The organism is Curtobacterium sp. MCLR17_040 (assembly GCF_003234735.1).
In the GTDB taxonomy this organism is placed as follows: Bacteria; Actinomycetota; Actinomycetes; order Actinomycetales; family Microbacteriaceae; genus Curtobacterium; species Curtobacterium flaccumfaciens.
On record NZ_QKTE01000033.1, the window covers coordinates 1 to 20,575 of the forward strand.

General features: G+C 71.8%; 15 protein-coding genes and 1 riboswitch. Of the genes, 3 read left to right on the top strand and 12 right to left on the bottom strand.

From position 1 onward, the window contains the following. Nucleotides 1-163 precede the first annotated feature (163 nt). The 4 genes from DEJ01_RS17680 to DEJ01_RS17695 form a co-directional block, all read right to left on the bottom strand. Nucleotides 164-748 (bottom strand): ATP-binding protein, encoded by a 585-nt coding sequence (locus tag DEJ01_RS17680; protein ID WP_258375752.1) that lies wholly within the window; start codon nucleotides 746-748, stop codon nucleotides 164-166. Beyond that, nucleotides 741-3,428 (bottom strand): ATP-binding cassette domain-containing protein, encoded by a 2,688-nt coding sequence (locus DEJ01_RS18545; RefSeq protein WP_220038711.1) that lies wholly within the window; start codon nucleotides 3,426-3,428, stop codon nucleotides 741-743. Before DEJ01_RS18545 ends, DEJ01_RS17680 begins: the two co-directional genes overlap by 8 nt. Nucleotides 3,429-3,430: 2 nt before the next feature. Next, on the bottom strand, nucleotides 3,431-4,069 hold the full coding sequence (locus DEJ01_RS17690) for an ECF transporter S component (RefSeq protein ID WP_027464637.1): 639 nt from the start codon (nucleotides 4,067-4,069) through the stop codon (nucleotides 3,431-3,433). Further along, a riboswitch (TPP riboswitch) is annotated at nucleotides 4,064-4,175 on the bottom strand. Its footprint overlaps the gene before it by 6 nt. Nucleotides 4,176-4,256: 81 nt before the next feature. Further along, entirely contained in the window at nucleotides 4,257-4,577 is a 321-nt protein-coding gene (locus tag DEJ01_RS17695; RefSeq protein WP_111093759.1) for a hypothetical protein, read from the bottom strand. 128 nt (nucleotides 4,578-4,705) lie between these two features. On the opposite strand from DEJ01_RS17695, the gene glgX reads away from it, so the two are divergent. The 3 genes from glgX to treZ are packed head-to-tail and all read left to right on the top strand — an operon-like array spanning nucleotide 4,706 to nucleotide 11,186. Then, the gene (gene glgX / locus DEJ01_RS17700; RefSeq protein ID WP_111055658.1) at nucleotides 4,706-6,937 is read left to right on the top strand and encodes a glycogen debranching protein GlgX; all 2,232 of its coding nucleotides are present in this window, start codon (nucleotides 4,706-4,708) and stop codon (nucleotides 6,935-6,937) included. Continuing rightward, a complete protein-coding gene (gene treY / locus DEJ01_RS17705) occupies nucleotides 6,934-9,435 on the top strand; it encodes a malto-oligosyltrehalose synthase (RefSeq protein ID WP_111093760.1) in 2,502 nt (833 codons plus the stop codon). The genes glgX and treY overlap by 4 nt, the downstream gene beginning before the upstream one ends. Continuing rightward, a complete protein-coding gene (treZ, locus tag DEJ01_RS17710; RefSeq protein WP_111093761.1) occupies nucleotides 9,432-11,186 on the top strand; it encodes a malto-oligosyltrehalose trehalohydrolase in 1,755 nt (584 codons plus the stop codon). Before treY ends, treZ begins: the two co-directional genes overlap by 4 nt. Before the next feature lie 106 nt (nucleotides 11,187-11,292). On the opposite strand, the gene DEJ01_RS17715 is transcribed toward treZ, so the two are convergent. The 8 genes from DEJ01_RS17715 to DEJ01_RS17750 all read right to left on the bottom strand — a co-directional run bounded on the left by DEJ01_RS17715 (nucleotide 11,293) and on the right by DEJ01_RS17750 (nucleotide 20,500). Then, entirely contained in the window at nucleotides 11,293-12,087 is a 795-nt protein-coding gene (locus DEJ01_RS17715; RefSeq protein ID WP_111024970.1) for a polyprenol monophosphomannose synthase, read from the bottom strand. 45 nt (nucleotides 12,088-12,132) lie between these two features. Then, complete coding sequence (locus tag DEJ01_RS17720; protein WP_146245907.1) at nucleotides 12,133-12,840, bottom strand: class F sortase; 708 nt, start codon at nucleotides 12,838-12,840, stop codon at nucleotides 12,133-12,135. Beyond that, the gene (locus tag DEJ01_RS17725) at nucleotides 12,837-13,991 is read right to left on the bottom strand and encodes a glycosyl hydrolase family 8 (protein WP_111093762.1); all 1,155 of its coding nucleotides are present in this window, start codon (nucleotides 13,989-13,991) and stop codon (nucleotides 12,837-12,839) included. The genes DEJ01_RS17720 and DEJ01_RS17725 overlap by 4 nt, the downstream gene beginning before the upstream one ends. A 100-nt stretch (nucleotides 13,992-14,091) precedes the next feature. Beyond that, nucleotides 14,092-14,916 (bottom strand): DUF4397 domain-containing protein, encoded by an 825-nt coding sequence (locus tag DEJ01_RS17730; protein WP_111048000.1) that lies wholly within the window; start codon nucleotides 14,914-14,916, stop codon nucleotides 14,092-14,094. Nucleotides 14,917-15,275: 359 nt separating this feature from the next. Beyond that, on the bottom strand, nucleotides 15,276-17,264 hold the full coding sequence (locus DEJ01_RS17735) for a glycosyltransferase family 39 protein (RefSeq protein ID WP_111093763.1): 1,989 nt from the start codon (nucleotides 17,262-17,264) through the stop codon (nucleotides 15,276-15,278). Beyond that, nucleotides 17,261-18,784: a glycosyltransferase gene (locus tag DEJ01_RS17740; protein ID WP_111093764.1), complete on the bottom strand. Its 1,524-nt coding sequence runs from the start codon at nucleotides 18,782-18,784 to the stop codon at nucleotides 17,261-17,263. Before DEJ01_RS17740 ends, DEJ01_RS17735 begins: the two co-directional genes overlap by 4 nt. Further along, entirely contained in the window at nucleotides 18,781-19,278 is a 498-nt protein-coding gene (locus DEJ01_RS17745) for a GtrA family protein (protein ID WP_258320816.1), read from the bottom strand. Before DEJ01_RS17745 ends, DEJ01_RS17740 begins: the two co-directional genes overlap by 4 nt. Before the next feature lie 217 nt (nucleotides 19,279-19,495). Further along, complete coding sequence (locus DEJ01_RS17750) at nucleotides 19,496-20,500, bottom strand: aldo/keto reductase family protein (RefSeq protein WP_071405490.1); 1,005 nt, start codon at nucleotides 20,498-20,500, stop codon at nucleotides 19,496-19,498. Nucleotides 20,501-20,575 lie beyond the last annotated feature (75 nt).

Consider the following 20,575-nt stretch of genomic DNA (forward strand, 5'->3'; position numbering starts at 1 on the left):
GGCGCGGCGGGCACGGCGGGCTGACATTTCGCGCTGAGCGACAGTTCTCGCCTTCCGGAGGCCGTGAGGTGTCGCTGAGCGCGAAACCTTGATGCTCGCCACCGGCCTGCGCCGCGGGCCGTCGGCCGCCGCGGTGCGGCGCGGTGCGGCGCGTGCCCGCGCGCTACGTCCGCAGGACCACGTCGGCCAGGGCGGCCGGGTCCTCGGCGGCGATGAAGGCCTGCTCCTGCGCGGCCCAGCGGTCCCACTCGCGCGCGAAGACCTCGCCGTCGCGGCCGATCGCCCGGTCCCACCGCACGGCGTCGTCGGCCTCGAGCCACACCCGCAACGACGCCAGCGGTGCCGACGCCCGCGACAACGCCCCGCACCCCTCGACCACGATCGGCAGGTCGGGGTCCACCGACGCCCAGTCCGCGGGCGCATCGGCCGCCCAGTCCCAGCGTCGGTACCCGCTCGGCGCTCCGAGGACGTCGGTCACCACGGCATCGGCAGCCGCCCGCAGGCCGTCCCACCCCGGGTACACGTCATCCAGGTGCACGAGCTGCGCCCCGAGCTGCTCCGCGACCTGTGCTCCGAGGGTGGTCTTGCCCGTGCCGGACCGGCCGTCGATGAGCACGACGGCGCGCCGGCCCGTGGCAGCGGCGACACCGACAGCAGCAGCGGCCAGACCGGGGGCGAGGTCACCGGCGGCGGTGCCCGTCGCGCGCTTCGCGCCCGTCGTGCCGGCTGCGCGCTCCGCGTCAGGCACGCCACGTCCCCACGCTCACCGCGACCGCGATCGACATGATGCCGACGCCGACCAGCGCCGCTACCATCGCCCACTCCGGCCCGGCGAACCGTGCGACCCGCGCCCAGGTCCGCCGTCCGGGAGCACCGAACCCCCGCGACTCCATCGCCACCGCCAACGTCGTCGCCCGGCGCAACGCGAGCACGAGCAGCGCGAACGCCATCGTCGCCCCGCGTCGCAGCCGTCCGGAGTCGGCCAGCCCTCGGGCGCGTCGCGCCATCGCGAGCTGTCGCCAGTCGTCGACGAGCAAGGTCATCATCCGGACGGCGGCGAGCGCCCCGAGCACGAAGCGCGCGGGCAGCCGGAGCACCTGCGCGAGCCCGTCGGCCAGGTCGGTCGGGTCGACCCGCACGAAGAGCGCGATGGCTGGCACCCCCACCGCGAGGACCCGGAGCGCGGTCGCCAACGCGAGCGTGAGCGACCCGTCGGTGACGTGCGCGAACCCGAGGTCGAACCACTCCCGACCCGAGGGCCTGCCGTACAGCGCGATGCTCACCGCCGTCAGCGGCACCGCGACGAGCACCGGTGCGAGTCGGAGCAGCAGGGTCCGGACCGGCAGGCGCAGGAGCGGCAGGAGTGCGAGTTCGAGTGCCAGGGCGACGGCGGCGGAGACGACGTCGAGGCTGAGCACCAGGCAGACGCCGAGGGCGAGCACACCGATCAGCGAGGCGACCGGCTGCACGCCCGGGATGCCGGTCGAGCGGGCCGGCAGCGGTCGTCGCACGAGGTTCGTCGCGTCGGTTCCGTCGGCCGCGTCCGCCGCGTCCGCCGTGTCCGTCCGGTCGGCTGTGTGGTCGGCCGTGTCGGTCCGGTCTGGAGGCCCGGGGCGGTTTCCGACTGTCGGCCCGGTCTCCGGGATGGTCGCGTTCGACGGCCCCTGGTCGCTCCCGACGGACCGGGCGCCGTCCGGCCCGAGCACGACCTCGTCGGCGTCGAGTGCCCGGACGAGGTCGCGGTCGTGGGTGACCGCCACCACCGCGGTGCCGGCGTCAGCCAGGGCCCCGAGCCGACCGACGACGGCCTGCCACGTGGCACGGTCCTGCCCGGAGGTCGGCTCGTCGAGCACGACGACCGGCGGCCGAGCCGCGATGACCGAGGCGATCGCGAGTCGTCGTTGTTCGCCCCCGGACAGCGTGAAGGGGTTGGCGTCGGCCAGGCGTGCGAGCCCGAACTCGTCGAGCAGCGCGGTGGCTCGTTCGGCGGCGTCCGGCGCATCGAGTGCGCGGGGTCCGGCCTCGATCTCCTCGCGGACGGAGCGGGCGACGAACTGGTGCTCGGGGTCCTGGAACACCGTGCCGATCCGGGCGGCGAGTTCCCGGCTCGTCCAGGCGTGGGGCGCTGTGCCGATGCCGTCGGCGAGGGCGTCCGTGGCGCGGAGCTCACCGGCGGCCGGTGGGAGCAAGCCCGCGAGGGTCAGCCCGAGCGTCGACTTGCCGACGCCGTTCGGTCCGGTGACGGCGAGGACCTGCCCGGCCCGGAGCTCCAGGTCGATGCCGTTCCCGACCGGTTGCTTCCCCCGTGCCGTGCCGAGCCCCCGGGCGTCGAGCAGTACCGCAGCCGCCGCCGCGTCGTCACGCTCCCCCGCGCCGACCCCCTCGCCGAGCTCCCCATCGCCGAGCGGGCGGAATGCCGCGGTCGCCCCACCGGACGCCCAGGGCATTTCGCCCGCTCGTCCCGCCGACGTCATCTCCCGCGCTCCCTCGCCGGGTTCCCCCTCGCCGAGCGGGCGGAATGCCGCGGTCGCCCCGCCGGACGCCCCGGGCATTTCGCCCGCTCGTCCGCGCGCACGCCGCAGCCGCCGGGCAGAACCGCGCGCCGGCTCGACACCGGGCACCCAGACCCCGGCCGCCGTGAGCGCCTCGCCGTGGTCCGCCAGCACCCGGGCCGGCGGACCGTCCGCGACCACGCCGCCGCCCGGTTCGAGCAGCACGAGCCGATCGACCAGGTCCAGCCAGGTGCCGATCCGGTGCTCCACCACGAGCAGCGTTGCCCCGGTCTCGTCGAGCAGTGCCCGGACGGCGTCGTGCACCTGCGCCACGCCGTCCGGGTCGAGGTTCGCGCAGGGTTCGTCGAGCACGAGCGCACCCGGCCGCATCGCGAGCACGCCCGCGAGCGCCAACCGCTGCCGCTGCCCACCGGACAGCTGCGCGGTGGAGCGGTCGAGCGGCAGGTCGAGCCCGACGACGTCGAGCGCCGTCCGCACCCGGTCCCAGGTCTCGTCACGAGGGACGCCGGCGTTCTCGCAGCCGAAGGCCACGTCGTCGCCGACCCGGGACATCACCGTGTGCGCCTCGGGGTCCTGCATGACGAGACCGACACGCCCGCGGACCGCGCGGGGGTCGGCCTCGTCGACCAGGAGTGTCCCCTGCACCGAAGCAGCGGTGTCGTCGGTGGCGTCGGGCTCGTCGGGCAGCACGCCGGCGACCGCTCGCAGGAGCGTCGACTTGCCGGCACCGGACGGCCCGACGACGGCGACCCGCTCCCCCGGCTCGACGGTCAGGTCGACGTCACGGACGGCCCAGGCGTCGCGCTCCGGGTACCGCCAGCCCCAGCCACGGAACGCGATGCGCGCCCCGCGGACGCCGGCACCTGCGCCGGCGTCGCCGCCGGTGGAAGGGGACGCCGCCGACGGAGCGGGCACGGTCACACCAGGGCGCGGGGCTCGCGACGGCTGTGCTCGCGGCCGGCCGCGAAGGACGACAGCACCCCGGTACGGGCGAGTGCCCGGACGATGAGCCACGAGCCCGCCCCCGCGATCACGGCACCGGAGATGACCGCACAGATCACGTAGACGACCTTGAAGGCGACGTCGAGCCCCGGGTACCAGAGGACGGTGTCGTTGATGCCGAGCGCGAGTCCGGCTGCGGCACCGGCGAGCACGACGACCGGCAGGCGGTAGACGCGGTACAGGAACAGCGCGAGGACGATCTCCGCGCCGAGACCCTGGACGAGCCCCGCCTCGAGCGTGAGCCATCCCCACTGGGTGCCGAACAACGCCTCGACCGAGGCGGCGACCATCTCGCCGTAGAGCGCGGCGCCGGGCTTGCGGACGACGATCGCGACGATCGGGCCGGCGAGCAGCCAGACCCCGCCGAACAGGGCCTTCGTGCCGGGGAGCACGAGGTCCATGACGGCGCTGATGGGTTCGTAGCCGAACTCCCAGAGCCGGAAGACGACTCCGAGGGCCACCGCGAGGACACTCGCGACGACGATGTCGACGACCCGCCACCGCAGCGATCGCCGCGGAGCGGTGGTGACGGTTGTGGACGTGCCTGAAGGCATGCTGCTGACTCCTCCCTGCGCCGGCATGATCCGGATCAGGTTCGACGGTCGGAGCGCCGATCGCTCCCTCTCAGCCCGGCGGTCCCGGACTCCCGTGTGTGTGCCAGCAGTCTAGACGCGGTCGCGACCGCGTGACGGACGGGAGGCCCGTGGCGGCGTCGCCACGGGCCTCCCGTCCGTCAGATGGTCACTTCTTGAGCGCGCGCACCAGCTTGCGGAGGACACGCCCGGCCACCCACACGAAGGGGATGCCCACGACGATCAGCGACATCGGGTTCGGCTCGAACACGAGGTCCTTGCCCGGACGGCGCACGTAGGCGCCGACGGGGGCCGACAGGCCGCCGCCACCGCCGCCACCGTTCTCGTCGTCCCCGCCGCCACCGAAGCCGAACCAGCTGACGGACACGGGGATGAGGGTCTGGTCGCCGACCTCGACGGGTTCTCCGTAGTTCGTGGAGACCCCGAGCGGGCGGACCTGGTCTGCGATCTTCGAGACGATGTTGGCCATGCGCGCGACGCTACTCGTCCGTTCCTCCACAGGCCGCGGGGCGCATCACGCATCCACAGCTGGGGCTTGTCTGCGGACGCGGACGAGCGCCGCCGATATGTTGGCCGCACCCACACCTGGAGGACCGTTTGCACACCTGGCCCGGAAACCCGTACCCGCTCGGGGCGACCTACGACGGGAGCGGCACGAACTTCGCGCTGTTCTCCGAGGTCGCCGAGCGCGTCGAACTCTGTCTGTTCGATTCCGACGGCAACGAAGAATGCGTCCGCCTGCTCGAGGTGGACGCCTACGTCTGGCACGCGTACCTCCCCAACATCGGCCCCGGGCAGGAGTACGGCTTCCGCGTGCACGGCCCGTACGACCCGGACTCCGGCGCGCGCTGCAACCCGTCGAAGCTCCTGCTCGACCCGTACGCCAAGGCGACGAGCGGCGAGATCGACTGGGACCAGTCGCTCTTCTCGTACACGTTCGGCGACCCGGACTCGACCAACGACGAGGACTCCGCGTCGCACATGATGAAGGGCGTCGTGATCAACCCCTTCTTCGACTGGCAGGGTGATCGCCCGCCGCGCACGCCGTACGGCGAGACCGTCATCTACGAAGCGCACGTCAAGGGGCTCACGGAGACCCACCCGGATGTGCCGGAAGAGCAGCGCGGCACCTACGCCGGCGTCGCCCACCCCGCGGTCATCGAACACCTGCAGCGCCTCGGCATCACCACGCTCGAGCTCATGCCGGTGCACCAGTTCGTGAACGACTCGACCCTGCAGGACAAGGGGCTGTCGAACTACTGGGGCTACAACACCATCGGTTTCTTCGCGCCGCACTCGGCGTACTCGTCGTCGGGCGACCAGGGCCAGCAGGTCCAGGAGTTCAAGACGATGGTGCGCGAGCTGCACCGCGCCGGCATCGAGGTCGTCCTCGACGTCGTCTACAACCACACCGCCGAGGGCAACCACCTCGGCCCGACGCTGTCGTTCCGCGGCATCGACAACGCGGCCTACTACCGCCTGGTCGATGACGACAAGAAGTTCTACATGGACTACACGGGCACGGGGAACTCGCTCAACGTCGGGCACCCGCACTCGCTGCAGCTCATCCTCGACTCGCTCCGCTACTGGGTGACCGAGATGCACGTCGACGGGTTCCGCTTCGACCTCGCGTCGGCGCTGGCCCGTGAGTTCTACGAGGTCGACCGGCTGTCGGCCTTCTTCGAACTGGTGCAGCAGGACCCGATCGTGTCGCAGGTCAAGCTGATCGCCGAGCCGTGGGACGTCGGCCCCGGTGGCTACCAGGTCGGCAACTTCCCGCCCCAGTGGTCCGAGTGGAACGGCAAGTACCGCGACACCGTCCGTGACTTCTGGCGCGGTGAATCGTCGACGCTCGGCGAATTCGCCTCCCGGATCTCCGGCTCGGCCGACCTGTACGAGCACGACGGCCGCACGCCCAAGGCGAGCATCAACTTCATCACCGCGCACGACGGCTTCACGCTGTACGACCTGGTGGCCTACAACGAGAAGCACAACGAGGCCAACGGCGAGGACAACAACGACGGCGAGAGCCACAACCGGTCGTGGAACTCCGGCGCCGAGGGCCCGACCGACGACGAGTCCGTGAACGCCCTGCGGCTGCAGCGTCGCCGAAACTTCCTGGCGACCCTGCTCCTGAGCCAGGGTGTGCCGATGATCGCGCACGGCGACGAGCTCGGCCGGTCGCAGTCCGGCAACAACAACGTCTACGCGCAGGACTCCGAGCTCAGCTGGATCGACTGGGACAGCGCGGACGAAGACCTCATCCAGTTCACCGCCGACGTGGTGAAGCTGCGGCACGACCACCCCACGTTCCGCCGGACCCGGTACTTCAACGGCCGTCCCGTCCGTCGTGGCGAGGGCGAGCCGCTGCCCGACGTGGTCTGGCTGACCCCCTCGGGCGACGCCATGGACCCCGAGGACTGGGACTCCGGCTTCGGCAAGAGCGTCGGCATGTACCTGAACGGCGAGGGCATCCGCGGACGCGATGCCCGTGGTGAGCGCGTCACCGACGTCGGCTTCATCACGTACTTCAACGCCCACGACGACGTCGTGACGTTCACGCTCCCGCCCGAGGAGTACTCCCCCGGCTGGACCGTCCGGATCGACACCGCCGACCCCGGTGCCCGCGACGAGGTGCTCGACGCGGGTACCCCGCTCGACGTCCCCGCCCGGTCGATGATCGTGCTGCGTGCCGAGCCCGACCACGAGGTCACGAGCACCCCGGTCGACGCCGAGCAGGACGGCGCCCCCGAACCGGACGCCCCGCAGGACGCCGTCACCCCGGTGAACCCGGCCGGTTCCACCGCACCGAGCGGAACCGCCCGATGACCGCCGGAACGCCCGGCGCCGCGAACCGCGTCCCCGCGTCGACCTACCGGCTGCAGGTCTCGGCCGACTTCGACCTCGACGCTGCACGCGACCTGGTCGACTACGTGCACGACCTCGGCGCCGATTGGCTGTACCTGTCGCCGGTGCTGCAGGCCGAGTCCGGGTCGAACCACGGCTACGACGTGGTCGACCACACGCGGGTCGACACCGACCGTGGTGGCGACCAGGCGATGCGGGCGTTGGCCGAGGCCGCGCACGCCGTCGGCCTCGGGGTCATCGTCGACGTGGTGCCGAACCACGTGGGCGTCGCGACCCCCGAGTCGAACCCGTGGTGGTGGTCCCTGCTCGAACTCGGGCAGGGCTCCCCCGTGGCGTGGGCCTTCGACGTGGACTGGGAAGCCGGCGACGGCAAGCTCCGCGTCCCCGTGCTCGACGACCGGCTGCTCGAGGCGGTCACGCTCGACACGTCCGACGCCGAGCGTCCGGTGCTCCGCGTCGGCGAGACGGCCTACCCCACCGCACCCGGAACGGTGCACGACGGCGACACCGTCGAGACCGTCCACGACCGCCAGCACTACGCATTCGTGCACTGGAAGCGCGCCGACCACGACCTGAACTACCGCCGGTTCTTCGCGGTGAACACCCTCGCGGCGATCCGCGTCGAGGAGCCCGAGGTCTTCGCGGCCTCGCACGGGGTCATCGGCGGCTGGTTCCGCGACGGACTCGTCGACGGACTGCGCATCGACCACCCGGACGGGCTGTACGACCCGGCGGGCTACCTGCAGGACCTGGCGGACCTGACCGGTGGGGCGTACACCCTCGTCGAGAAGATCCTCGAGCCCGGCGAGCAGCTGCCGAGCTCGTGGCCGGTCGACGGCACCACCGGGTACGACGCCCTCGGGGTGCTCGACCGCGTGTTCGTCGACCCCGCCGGTGAACAGGCGCTGACCGCGGCGTCGGGCGCCGAACCGGCCGACTGGCAGCAGCTCACGCACGACACCAGACGGGGCATCGCCGACGGCATCCTCGGCAGCGAGGTCGAGCGGCTCGCACGCCTGCTCGCGCCGAGCGCCGCGACGGAGACGATCACGCACGAGCGGATCGTCGATGCGGTCGCCGAGATCGTGGCCTCGTTCGACGTGTACCGCACGTACCTGCCCGAGGGCGCCCACCACCTCATCACCGCACTCGAGCGTGCCGCCGAGGCCCGCCCGGACCTCGACGACGTCATCGACCGGATCGCACCGGCACTCGTCGACCCGACGAACGCCGCGGCGGTCCGACTGCAGCAGACCAGCGGCATGGTGATGGCGAAGGGCGTCGAGGACACGGCGTTCTACCGCACCTCGCGCCTGTCGTCCCTGAGCGAGGTCGGCGGCGACCCGAGCGTCTTCGCCGTCTCGGTGGCGGACTTCCACCGGGCCCAGCGCGAACGCCTCGGCAGCTGGCCGCACACCATGACGACGCTCACCACGCACGACACGAAGCGCAGCGAGGACACCCGCGCCCGCATCGCCGTGCTGGCCGAGCTCGGCGACGAGTGGGCCGCCACGCTCGGGCGTCTGCAGTCGCTCGTGCCGTTGCAGGACCGCGTGTTCGCCGACCTGCTCTGGCAGGCGATCGTCGGCGCCCGGCCCGCCAGCCGGGAGCGTCTGCACGCGTACGCCGAGAAGGCCTCCCGCGAAGCCGGAGACAGCACCACGTGGACCGAGCCCGACGAGGCGTTCGAGCAGCAGATGCACGCGATCGTCGACGCCGCGTTCGACAACCCGGACTTGGTCGCCGTGCTCGACGCCCTCGACGAGCAGATCGACGCCGCCGGGTGGTCGAACGGTCTCGCCCAGAAACTCGTCCAGCTCACCGCCCCGGGCGTCCCCGACGTCTACCAGGGCACCGAGTTCTGGGACCGCTCGCTCGTCGACCCCGACAACCGTCGTCCGGTCGACTACGCCGAGCGGCGCCACGTGCTCGCCGAGCTCGACGGCCCGGACGACGACGGCCCCGAGGACCTGCCGGCCATCGGGATCGACGGTGCCGCGAAGCTCCTGGTCACGACCCGTGCACTGCGCATCCGTCGGGACCACCCGGAGCTCTTCACCCGGTACCTGGAGCTCGAGGCCACCGGCAGCGCGGCTGACCACGTCATCGCGTTCGACCGCGGCGGTGCCGTGACGATCGCGACGCGTCTGCCGATCGGCCTCGACCGGGTCGGCGGCTGGGGCGACACGCTGGTGCACGCCGTCCCCGTCGAGCGCGTCGACCTGCTCACCGGCCGACACGTCCCCGCCGACCGCGGGATCCCGCTGGCCGACCTGCTCACCACCTACCCGGTCGCGCTCCTCGTGCCCGCCGACGCGGTCGGTGCAGCCGGCCACGCCGACGCGGTGACCGCCGTGACCGACGCGAGCGGTGCCTCCCGGCCCGCCGCCGACCGCACGACGGACGCCACCGAGACCGACGCGCAGGCCGAGATCGACATCCTGGAGGGTCACGCATGACCGCACCCGACCGTTACGCCGTCTGGGCACCCGAGCCGGACTGGGTCCGGCTCGTCGTCGACGGCGTCGAGTACCCGCTCACCAAGGGCGACGACGACTGGTGGTCCACCGACGCCGTGATGCCGGTCGTCGGCGCACGCTACGGGTTCCGCATCGGCGACGACGACGCGGTCCGACCGGACCCGCGCAGCCGGTACCAGCCCGAGGGCGTACACGGCCCGTCCGAGGTCGTCGATCCCGCACGGTTCGCGTGGACCGACGAGTCGTGGACCGGCCGTCCGGCCCGCGGTGCCGTGATCTACGAGATGCACATCGGCACCTACACGCCCGAGGGCACGCTCGACGCCGCCGCCCAGAAGCTGGACCACCTGGTCGAGCTCGGGGTCGAGTTCGTCGAGCTCCTCCCCGTCAACGCCGTCAACGGCGAGTGGAACTGGGGCTACGACGGGGTCGGCTGGTTCTCCGTGCACGCCCCGTACGGCGGCCCGGACGCCTACGACCGGTTCGTCGACACGGCGCACGCGCTGGGGCTCGGGGTCATCCAGGACGTCGTCCACAACCACCTCGGACCGAGCGGCAACTACCTGCCGCTGTACGGCCCGTACCTGCTGGCCGGGCTCGGCAACACCTGGGGTGACTCGGTGAACGTCGAGCACCCCGAGGTCCGCCGGTACGTGCTCGACAACGTGCGCATGTGGTTCCGCGACCACCACGTCGACGGGCTCCGGCTCGACGCCGTGCACGCGATCCGCGACACCACCCGCCCGCACGTGCTGGCCTCGATGGCCGACGAGACCGACGCCTACTCGTCCTTCGTCGGTCGTCCGCTGTCGCTCATCGCGGAGTCCGACCTCAACGACCCGGTGATGTTCCGGCCGCGCGAGGCCGCCGGGTACGGCCTCGCCGGGCAGTGGTCGGACGACTTTCACCACGCCGTGCATGTGGCGCTCACCGGCGAGACGAACGGCTACTACGCCGACTTCGCTCCGCTGTCGGCGCTGGCGAAGGTGCTCGAGGACGGCTTCTTCCACGACGGCACCTGGTCGTCGTTCCGCGGCAAGCGGCACGGCCGGCCGATCGACCGCGGGACCTCCCCCGTGACGGCCCTGGTCGTCGCGAACCAGAACCACGACCAGATCGGCAACCGCGCCGCCGGCGACCGGCTCGCGGCGACGCTCGACGACGAGGGGCTCGTGATCGCCGCGGCCCTGACGCTGCTCGGGCCGTTCACGCCGATGCTGTTCATGGGCGAGGAGTTCGCGGCCTCGACGCCGTGGCAGTTCTTCACCTCGCACCCGGAGCCCGAGCTCGGCAAGGCCACCGCAGAAGGGCGCATCGCCGAGTTCGCCGAGCACGGGTGGGACGAGTCAGCGGTGCCGGACCCGCAGGACCCGACGACGTTCACCAACTCCAAGCTCGACTGGGCCGACGTCAGCTCCGAGCGCGGTGCGGCGATCCTGCGGGCCTACCGGGTGCTCATCGCCCTACGGCGCACCGACCAGGCGTTCGTCGACCACCGCTACGAGGCGAACGCCGTCCGCTTCAGCGAGGACCGCCGCTGGCTGGTGCTCACCCGCGGGCTGCTCGGCCCCGATGTGGCTCCGGTGCACGTCGTGGTGAACTTCGCCGACGACGCAGCCGAGGTGCCGGTGCCCGACGCCGTGGGCGAGGAGCTCTACGGGTTCGGCGCGACCGAGGTCGATGCCGGCGTCGTCCGGTTCCGCGGCCGCGGCGTGGTCGTGCTGCGCTAGCCACCCGCGGGCTGCGCGAGCCACCCGCTGGCTGCACACACGAACGGCGACGAACCCCCTGGGTCCGTCGCCGTTCGTGCGTTCAGGCGTTCGCGTGTCCCCGGCGTCAGCCCGCGTGGTCGGCGACCGCGTGCGCGTTCTTCCGCACGGACGGCAGCTTGCGGTGGTCCTTCACCAGGGAGCGGGTCTCGCGGATCCGGCGGTCGATGCCCCACTTCGTCACGAGCGCCAGGCTCTCGCGCACGATGTTGCCGCTCATCTTCGAGACGCCGAACTCCCGCTCGGTGAACGTGATCGGGGTCTCCACGACCCGGAGACCCGCCTCGAGGGCACGCCAGCACAGGTCCACCTGGAAGCAGTACCCCTTCGACGCGACCCCGGCGAGGTCGATCCGCTCGAACGCCCGCGAGGTGAACACCCGGAACCCGCCGGTCGCGTCGCGCACCGCGATGCCCAGGGCGAGGCGGGTGTACAGGTTGCCACCGCGGGAGAGCAGGAGGCGGTACCAGGGCCAGTTCTCGACCTTGCCCCCCTTGATCCACCGGGAGCCGAGCACCAGGTCGTTCGAGTCGGCGAGCTCGAGCATCCAGGGCAGGTACTCGGGGTGGTGGGAGCCGTCGGCGTCCATCTCGACGAGCTTGGCGTAGCCGTGTTCCAGGCCCCACGCGAAGCCGGACAGGTACGCGCCGCCCAGGCCGTCCTTGACGGTGCGGTGCATGACGTGAACCCGACCGGTCTCGCGGGCGATGGCGTCCGCGATGTCGCCGGTGCCGTCGGGTGAGTTGTCGTCGACGACGAGCACGTGCACGGAGTCGTCGGTCGCGGCCAACGTGCGCTCGACGATCGGCCGGACGTTCTCGGCTTCGTCGTAGGTCGGGATGATGACCAGGGTCTCGCTCATGGTGCTCCTCGTGCTCGCAGTCGAATGTATCGCTGGCTTGGTGGGTCAATCCGACGAGAGGTCTGCGAACACGATCAGATTGTCCGTGTAGTGCCCGGTGGCGGTGTCGAACGTGCCGTCGCAGGTGATGAGTCGGAGTTGCGGGGTGGGGGTGGGGCCGTAGACGTCGCTCGTCGGGAACGCCGACTTGGCGGCGCGTTCGGAACGGTCGACGGTGAAGGTGCGGGTGGTGCCGTCGGACATCCGGACGTGGACCTCGTCGCCGGCGACCAGTTCGTCGAGCCGGAAGAACACCGCGGCGCTCGTCGGGCTGTCGACGTGACCGGCGATGACGGCGGGGCCGACCTCGCCGGGGACGATCCCGTCGCTGAACCAGCCCGCGCTGTCCCAGTCGACGGGCGGGTCGAGTTCTCCGGCAGCACCGCGGTGCAGGTCCTCGAGCGAGGACCGCACGCCGATGGCCGGGATCGACACGCTGACCGGGGTGGCCGTCGAGCGGGCCTCGGGTGCGGCCGGGTCCTGGAACCCGTCGGTGCCGGAGCCCGAGGACGAAGAAGAGGACGAGGACGACGACGACTGCGACGGAGACGACGAGGACTGCGGCGGGGACGACGACGCGCCACCGCCCACGGTCGACGCGACCGCCACCCCGGCCACGCCCCCGACCACCACGACGGCGGCGACCACGGCACCGATCACCACGCCTCGGCGCCGGACGGCCGAGACGCGCCCGGCGCTCCGACGGCCGCTCACGAGCCGCCTCCCACGTCGCTGGCGCATCCCCCGAGCACGTCGGAGGTCAGCATGGTCGAACCGATGGCCAACCAGGCGTCGCCGTAGTAGGTCGGTGTGGTCGCCGCGGTACGGTCGGCCCGCTCGAGGTCGGCGGCAGCCGCACGGGAGGAACCGGCGGCCTGCTCGGCCGCGGCCCGCGCGGTGTAGGCCAGCGCGTTCGTGTCCTGCGTCACCGGGGTGCCGCCGAGGTCGAGCTGCGAGGCGAGGCGCGTCGTCCGTCCGAGCGTGGGCGCGAGCGCCGCCGCGAGCTCCCGGTCGGGCGCCGAACACGCCTCGGCGTACCGGAGCGGCGTCCGCATCGCGTCGTACCCGTAGAGCACGCGCCCGTCGCCACCGACGGCCGGCATCGGGTCCACCGATCCGTCGGCGTGCACCTGGGACCAGTCGCTGGGCAGGTCGGTGGCGTCCAGCACGGCGGCCGTCACGGCGCGGGAACCCCGGTTCAGCGCGTTCCACCGGTCGTCCCCGGTGGCGTCCGCCAGCACCGAGAAGGCCGCGGGCGAGGCGTACGACGTGTTGTAGCTGTAGGGCTCCTGATCTGCCCACGGTCCGGGCAGCAGGATCGTGCCGAGGTCCGTCCGGGCCGTCTCGTGCTGGAGGATCGCCGCCGCGATGCGCTTGCCGGCGGCGGTGTACCGGTCGTCGTCCCAGGCCTTCCCCGCCAGCACGAGCGCCCGGGCTGCGTCGAGGTCGGCGTCGCTCGCGGACTGCTCGTCGGCGACGCCCTCGTCGGACGTCCACCGCCACGCCAGCAGGTCGTCACCGGTGAGCAGGTGGTCCTTCGTCCACTCCCAGATCGCGTCGAAGCGTGCACGGTCGTCGTTCGCGTAGGCGATGAGCAAGCCGTACGCCTGCCCCTCGCTGACGGTGTCACCGCCCTGGTCGGTGCGGACGACGCGACCGCCCTCGACGTAGCGGTCCAGGAACGCCGACCGCAGCTGCTGCGGTGAGCGCGCCCCGTCGGGCGCGGTGGTCGAGGTCGGGGTCGCCGTGCCGCGAGCGGCGGTCGTGGTGCTCGACGACCAGGGGCGGACGGCGACGATCGCGACGACGACGGCGACGAGCACCGCCGCCACTGCGACGACCGGTATCCAGGTCCTGCGGGTCATGCTGGCCTGCCTCTCCGGGGATGGTGGGGGGGGGTCGGAGGGGAGGCGCGGATCACGTGGGCCGTTCAGCGCACGTGATCCGCGCCTCCAGTCCGGGGCGTCAGCGGAACAGCGAACGGAGCATCGCGACGGCCGCGTGGACCGCCTCCGTCACCGGTCGGTCGGCGGCTGCGCCGCCACCGCCGGTCTGCACACCGCCGGACGGGGTCGCGGCGGTCGCCGCGGCGTCCGTCACGGGCACGACCGTCAGGTTGCCCTTGCTGTCGTCGAGGACGAACAGGGTCGAGACCGTGTTGCCGGCGAGGTCGACCTTGGCGGTGCCCCGCTGGCCGCTGCCGGAGACGTCGAGTGACCACTTGCCGGCGTCGACCGTTGCGTACTTGGTGGCGCTGCCGAAGGTGGCGTCCTCGGCGATGGGGGTGCCGTCGGAGGTCTGCACGTCGACGCGCTTCGCGGTGGTGGCGGCCTGGACGAGCCGGAGCTTCGCCTTGCCGTCGCCGGGCTGCTGCAGGTCGTCGGTGAACGCGGTCGTCTTCAGCCCGTCGTTCTTGCCGTAGGCGACGACGGTGCTGGCGTCGCCCTTCTGCACGGTGACGTCGGTGGAGATGACGGGGGTGGCACGCGGGGCATCGGCGGCGCGCATCGACAGGACGTAGGTGCCGACCGGCAGCTTCTTGTACGGGCTGACCTGGCCGTAGGTGACGTCGTCGAGTTCGAAGACGGTCTTTCCCCCGGCGAGGCTGGACAGTTCGACGTCGACGCCCTTCGTGTCCGGCGACAGGTGTCCGACGCGGAGCCAGCCCTGGTCGGCCGTCGCGGCGGAGGCGGTCTGCGGGGCGGCGAGCCCGACCGTCGCGGCGACGAGTGTGGCGGCGAGCGCTCCGACGACGACGGTGCGGCGGCGGTTCGTGGTGCGTGCGGTCATGATGGTGCTCCTTCGGGTCGAGGTGCGGTTGGCGTGCGGGTGTCGTGTCGAGGTGCGGGCCGTGCGGGTCGTGCGGGTCGTGCGGTTCGTGCGGGCCGTGCGTGCCCCCGGACGAGCGGGCGAAATACCGGGGTCCACGCCGGAGCCCTCCGGGCATTTCGCCCGCTCGGCCAGCGGGCGCTCCGCCCCGACGTGTTCGCAGAGAACGGTTCCGCGGCCGCCCCGGCGAGCGGGCGAAATGCCAGGGTCCACGCCGGAGCCCTCCGGGCATTTCGCCCGCTCGCGGAACGCCCGCTCGGAGATTGCCCGCTCGCGGGACGCCAGCTCGGCCAGCTCCCGCTCGGTCGAGCGATCGGGGGTCACGAGGCGCTCGTCGCGGTCGTCGTCGGGTCGGCCGGGGCGTACGTCACCGTGAGCCGTGCTCCCTCGCGCTCGACCGAGTTCGGCCGGAACGCCTGGGACATGGCGTCGAAGGTCCGGAGGACCCGGGCGGCCGAGGCGTCGTCGCTCGTGTGCAGGACGACGGTGCGGAACGGCTGGCCGGTCTCCCCGGTGCGCGGGGTGAACCGGTCGATCCGCACGTCCTGGTCGGCGAGCACCTGACCGAGCGCGATCATCGCCCGCGAGTCGACCTGTCCGGCGCGGAACTGCGACTTCGTGCCGTCGTCCGCACGCAGGGCCGGGTTCGAGGCGAGCTCGGTCCCCAGGGTCTTCCGGACGTCGGTGGCCCGGGTGATCGCGGTCTCGGCAGCACTGGCTCCCTCGGCGTGGATCCGGCGGACCTCGACCTGCTGGTCACCGGTGCCGAAGGTCGCGACGGCCGTGGAGTTCTCGATCGCCTGGCGCACGTCGGTGGACGAGTTGCCGCCCGTGCGCATGGAGTCCGTCGTGATGACGTAGTCCGAGTCCTTCCAGCCGTTCGGGGACTGCCGTTCCACCGCTCCGTCGGTGTCGAGCTTGTAGTACCAGACGACGTTGTTCCGGGCGAAGCCGTCGTCCACCAGGTCGACCCACATGGCGTCGTCGACCAGCAGACGCGAGGACTTCGGCACGTTGCCGCCCACCCACTGCTCGGCCTGCTGCATGGGCAGGTCGAGGTTGCCGAGCAGGAACCCGCGCAGCTGGGTCCCCCACAGCGGCACCGCGACGACGAGCGCCGCAGCCGTGACGACGGCCCAGGTGATGCCGAGGCCGCGCCGTGCCCTCGGGCCGAACCGGCTCCGGGTGTGGACCCGACCGGCGATCGTCAGGACGGCACGCTCGGCGGTGTACGCGACGAGGAGCGCCGCGAACGGGATGGGCATGATGACGTACGGCACCGGCAGGTACCCGTTCGGCCGGAACATCACCGCGAGCAGGAACACGAGCATCGCGGCGATCGGTCGGACCCGGCGCAGGAACAGCCCCACGACTGCGGCGACCGAGCCGAGCACGATGAACACCGGGTCGAGTGCCCACCACTGCGCGGCGGCCTCGTTCGCCAGGCTGCCCCCGTCGAACACCGATCCGGAAGCGGTCCGCGAACCGAGCTGGTAGGTGACGCCCTCCCACAGGCTGACCCGCCCGGCGCCCGGCACGAGTTCGCCCTTCACCGCGGCGAGCAGCAGGTACCCGCCGCCGATCAGCACGAGCACGGCCCCGGCGACGCTGAGCGTGTACCGGCGGGTGCTCTTGTCGGCGCGACGCACGGCCATCCAGATGAGGAACGGCAGCGCGAGCAGGTAGGTCTCCTTGGACAGCACGGCGATGCCGAGGCAGGCAGCGGCACCGGCGAACCCGGCGAGCTGCTGGCGACGGCTCAGCACGAGGACGAACGCGGCGAGCAGCCAGGGCGTCGCGACGTTGTCGATGTACACGGTGCGGTGGTACTGGAGCGCGAGCGGTGACAGCGCGAAGACGAGTCCGGCCGCGGCCGCGGTGATCCGTCCGGCACCGAGCCGCCGGGCCAGGACGAACAGCAGGATGCTCGAGACGGCGGAGAAGAACACCATGGCCTCGCGCCCGGCCTCCACCGCGAAGGGGTACCGCGCGAACGCCCCGGTCAGCCCGGTGTACCCGGCGATCTGGATCCATCCGAGCGGCGGGTGGTCGTACCAGTACGTGTAGTGGGTGAGCTCGCCGAGGTTCGTGATCGCCCACGCCTGGGCGGTGTACGTCCCCTCGTCGTCGATGCGCTGCGGTGTGCCCGACATGTTCCAGGCCTGGACGAGCACGGTCACCGCGACGACGGGCAGCAACCACGTCAGGCTGGCTGCGTGCCGGCGGAACCACGCCCCGATGCCGGTGCGGTGGGCGGTGGAGCCACCACGGATCGGGATGCCCGTGGTGTCGGTGATGCTGGCGGTCATCGGGTGCCTCCCGTGGTGGTGCCGGCGAACGCACGATCGGACGACGCTGCGCCCGCGGACGACGCTGCGCCCGCGGACGACGCTGCGCCCGATCCGTCCAGGTCCGAGGCGAAGCCGACCACCTGTCCGTTGCGGTGCTGGCCGGTGTGCTCGGTCTTCTCCCACCCGTTCTGGCCCTTGGCGTGCCGGACGACTGCCCGGACCGCCGCGGCGGCGAGGAACACCTGGTACGGCACCAGGCCGAGCACGAGTCGCACGTAGTCGCGGAGCCGGACCTTCTCGCCGTACAGGCGGCCGAACTCGTTCAGCCCGACGATCTCGACGGCCAGCAGCATCAGCGTCGGTGCGACCGGGATGAACGACACCAGGGCGATCGCCGTCGGCACCTTGACGAACAGGATCATCAGGACGCTCAGCGGGATGAGCAGCCCGGTGGCCGCCTGGATGAACGGCATCATGAGCATGTAGCGGGCGAAGAACCGCTGCCGGAAGGACGGCAGCTTCTTCCACTCCCCCTTGCCCAGCACCTGCAGGAAGCCCTGGTTCCACCGCGTGCGCTGCTTGAGCAGCGAGGCGAAGGTCGGCGGGGTCTCCTCGCGGGTGACGGCCTCGGGGCTGTAGGCGACGACGACCTTCGCACCGTCGGCGGAGAGCCGCACGCCGAGCTCGCAGTCCTCGGCGAGGCAGTGCGCGTCCCAGCCGTTCGACCACTCCAGGCGGGAGCGCGTCACGAAGACGGTGTTGCCCCCGAGCGGGATGAACTTGGACCCGGCGTGGAAGTGCAGGCGCGAGCGGAACCAGAAGTAGTACTCCAGGACGTTCCGGAGCGACCACCAGCTCGACGTGAAGTTCATCAGCTGGACGCCGCCCTGCACCACGTCGGCGTCGGTCTCCTGGAACCGCGAGTCGACGAGGGAGAGCAGCCGGGGGTAGACCTCGTCCTCGGCGTCGAACACCCCGACGATGTCGCCCGTCGCGTGCTGGAGCGCCAGGTTCATCGCCTTCGGCTTGTTCTTCGGCAGGGTGTCGTCCACCACGACCTTGATCAGGGAGGGGTGCCGAGCCGCCGCAGCACGCACGACGGCGTCGGTCTCCGGGTCGTCCTCCCCGACGATCGCGATGATCTCGAAGTCGGGGTGGTCCTGGATCGCGAGCATGTCGAGCGTCTGCCCCATCACGTCCTGCTCGTGCCGACCGGGCACCAGGAGCGTGAACCGGTGTGCCGCCGGCCGCGGGGTCTGGCTGAAGCTGGTGGACTTCAGCGCGTCCCGGGACCGCCAGGCGTGCAGCATCCACCAGAGGGTGGTCAACGCGATGATCGTGAGCAGCACGGAGAGGGCGATGAGGGTCGAGTAGCCGAGCCACTCGCCCAGCGACCAGGCGGCCTGTGGGAGCTGCCCCGAGCCTCCCGTCGGCACGTCCGTGGTCCCGCGGTTCGGGACGTCCCCGGTCGTGCCGGGGCGTTCGTCGGGCTGGAGCAGCGGCCCTGCGGCCGTCAGTAACACGGCTGAGATGGTCATTCGGGGAACCCCTTCGGACGTGTGTCGGTGGACCGGAAGACGAGGGCCTTGTACGCGGCGAACCGGAACGCGGTGCCGAGGACGAGGCCGACGCCGTTGCCGGCGACGTTGTCGGCGAGGGTGGACGTGAAGCCGAGGACGTAGTGCGAGACGAACAGGCAGGCAGCGGCGATGCCGAGGCCGACGAGGTTCGTGGCAGCGAAGAGCAACCCCTCTCGGACGGTCTCGCGGCGGCCGGTCTGGCGCTGGGAACGGAAGGTGATGAAGCGGTTGCCGAGCCACGCGACCGAGGTCGCCACGATGGCCGACACGATCTTCGCGGCGATGGGACCGTCCGACATGACGGTGGCGCGGAGCAGGTTGTAGACGCCCAGGTCGATGACGAAGCAGACGGCACCGATGGTGCCGAACGACGCGAGTTGCCTCGCGGTGGCGAGCAGGCGCGGGACCGTGCCAGGGCGCACGGTCCGCACCGCACCGGTGTCGGGTGACACCAGAACGGGGGTACGAGTTCGGGTCATGCCCCCGATTCGGGGGGCGTGGTTGGGTGGTTTGGGCGGGGTACGCGACTTGCCAGGCCTCTGCCAGATGCGCGACACATGCCGTTCATCTTGACGATCCGTCAGCTGCGGTGATCAGGGGCGCACGGACGACGGACGGGAGGCCCGGTGCCAGCTGGCACCGGGCCTCCCGTCCGTCGGTCGGTTGCGTCTACGCGGGGCGCGACGACGGGGACACGTTCTTGGACGCGTCCCGTTCCGGGATGTCGCCGAGTGCCTCGTCGATCGCCGCGAGGGCGTCCGCGTCGAGCTTGACCCCGGCGGCCTTCACGTTGTCGGTGACCTGCTGCGGACGCGAGGCACCGACGATGGCGCTCGCGACGTTCTCGTTCTGCAGGGTCCACGCGATCGCGAGCTGCGCGAGCGTGAGGCCGGCCTGGTCGGCGACGGGCTGCAGGCGCTGCACGGCTTCGAGGACCTCGTCGCGCATGAACCGCTTGATCATGTCCGCGCCGCCCTTCTCGTCCGTGGCACGCGAGCCCTCGGGCAGGGGCTGACCCGGCTTGTACTTGCCGGTCAGGACGCCCTGCGCGATGGGCGACCAGACGATCTGCGACAGGCCGAGCTGCTTCGACGCGGGGACGACCTCGCCCTCGATGACCCGCCACAGCATCGAGTACTGCGGCTGGTTCGAGATGAGCTGGAAGCCGAGTTCCTTGGCGAGTGCGGCACCGGCGCGGATCTGCTCGGCGGACCACTCGCTGACGCCGATGTAGAGCGCCTTGCCCTGGCGGACGACGTCGGCGAAGGCCTGCATCGTCTCTTCGAGCGGGGTCTCGTAGTCGTAGCGGTGTGCCTGGTAGAGGTCGACGTAGTCGGTCTGCAGTCGCTCGAGCGAGCCGTCGATCGACTCCATGATGTGCTTGCGGCTGAGGCCGACGTCGTTGTGCCCCTTCGGGCCGGTCGGCCAGTAGACCTTCGTGAAGACCTCGAGGGACTGGCGCCGCTCGCCCTTGAGCGCCTCGCCGAGGACGGTCTCGGCGGCGGTGTTGGCGTACGTGTCCGCGGTGTCGAACGTGGTGATGCCGGCGTCGAGCGCTGCCCGCACGCACTGGGTGGCGACGTCGTTCTCGACCTGCGAGCCGTGCGTCAGCCAGTTGCCGTAGGTGATCTCGGAGATCTTGAGTCCGGAGTTGCCCAGGTACCTGAATTCCATGGTCCCGACGCTACTGGAGTGAGCGCGCACGTGAGGGGTCCCGCGAGTGCCTGTCGGGGTGGGGTGGGGCGTGTG

Excerpts from the sequence above, each read along its gene's own strand:
- DEJ01_RS17690 (WP_027464637.1), bottom strand. The coding sequence starts at position 4,069 with ATGCCTTCAGGCACGTCCACAACCGTCACCACCGCTCCGCGGCGATCG.
- DEJ01_RS17695 (WP_111093759.1), bottom strand. The coding sequence starts at position 4,577 with ATGGCCAACATCGTCTCGAAGATCGCAGACCAGGTCCGCCCGCTCGGG.
- treY (WP_111093760.1), top strand. The coding sequence starts at position 6,934 with ATGACCGCCGGAACGCCCGGCGCCGCGAACCGCGTCCCCGCGTCGACC.
- treZ (WP_111093761.1), top strand. The coding sequence starts at position 9,432 with ATGACCGCACCCGACCGTTACGCCGTCTGGGCACCCGAGCCGGACTGG.
- DEJ01_RS17715 (WP_111024970.1), bottom strand. The coding sequence starts at position 12,087 with ATGAGCGAGACCCTGGTCATCATCCCGACCTACGACGAAGCCGAGAAC.
- DEJ01_RS17725 (WP_111093762.1), bottom strand. The coding sequence starts at position 13,991 with ATGACCCGCAGGACCTGGATACCGGTCGTCGCAGTGGCGGCGGTGCTC.
- DEJ01_RS17730 (WP_111048000.1), bottom strand. The coding sequence starts at position 14,916 with ATGACCGCACGCACCACGAACCGCCGCCGCACCGTCGTCGTCGGAGCG.
- DEJ01_RS17735 (WP_111093763.1), bottom strand. The coding sequence starts at position 17,264 with ATGACCGCCAGCATCACCGACACCACGGGCATCCCGATCCGTGGTGGC.
- DEJ01_RS17740 (WP_111093764.1), bottom strand. The coding sequence starts at position 18,784 with ATGACCATCTCAGCCGTGTTACTGACGGCCGCAGGGCCGCTGCTCCAG.
- DEJ01_RS17750 (WP_071405490.1), bottom strand. The coding sequence starts at position 20,500 with ATGGAATTCAGGTACCTGGGCAACTCCGGACTCAAGATCTCCGAGATC.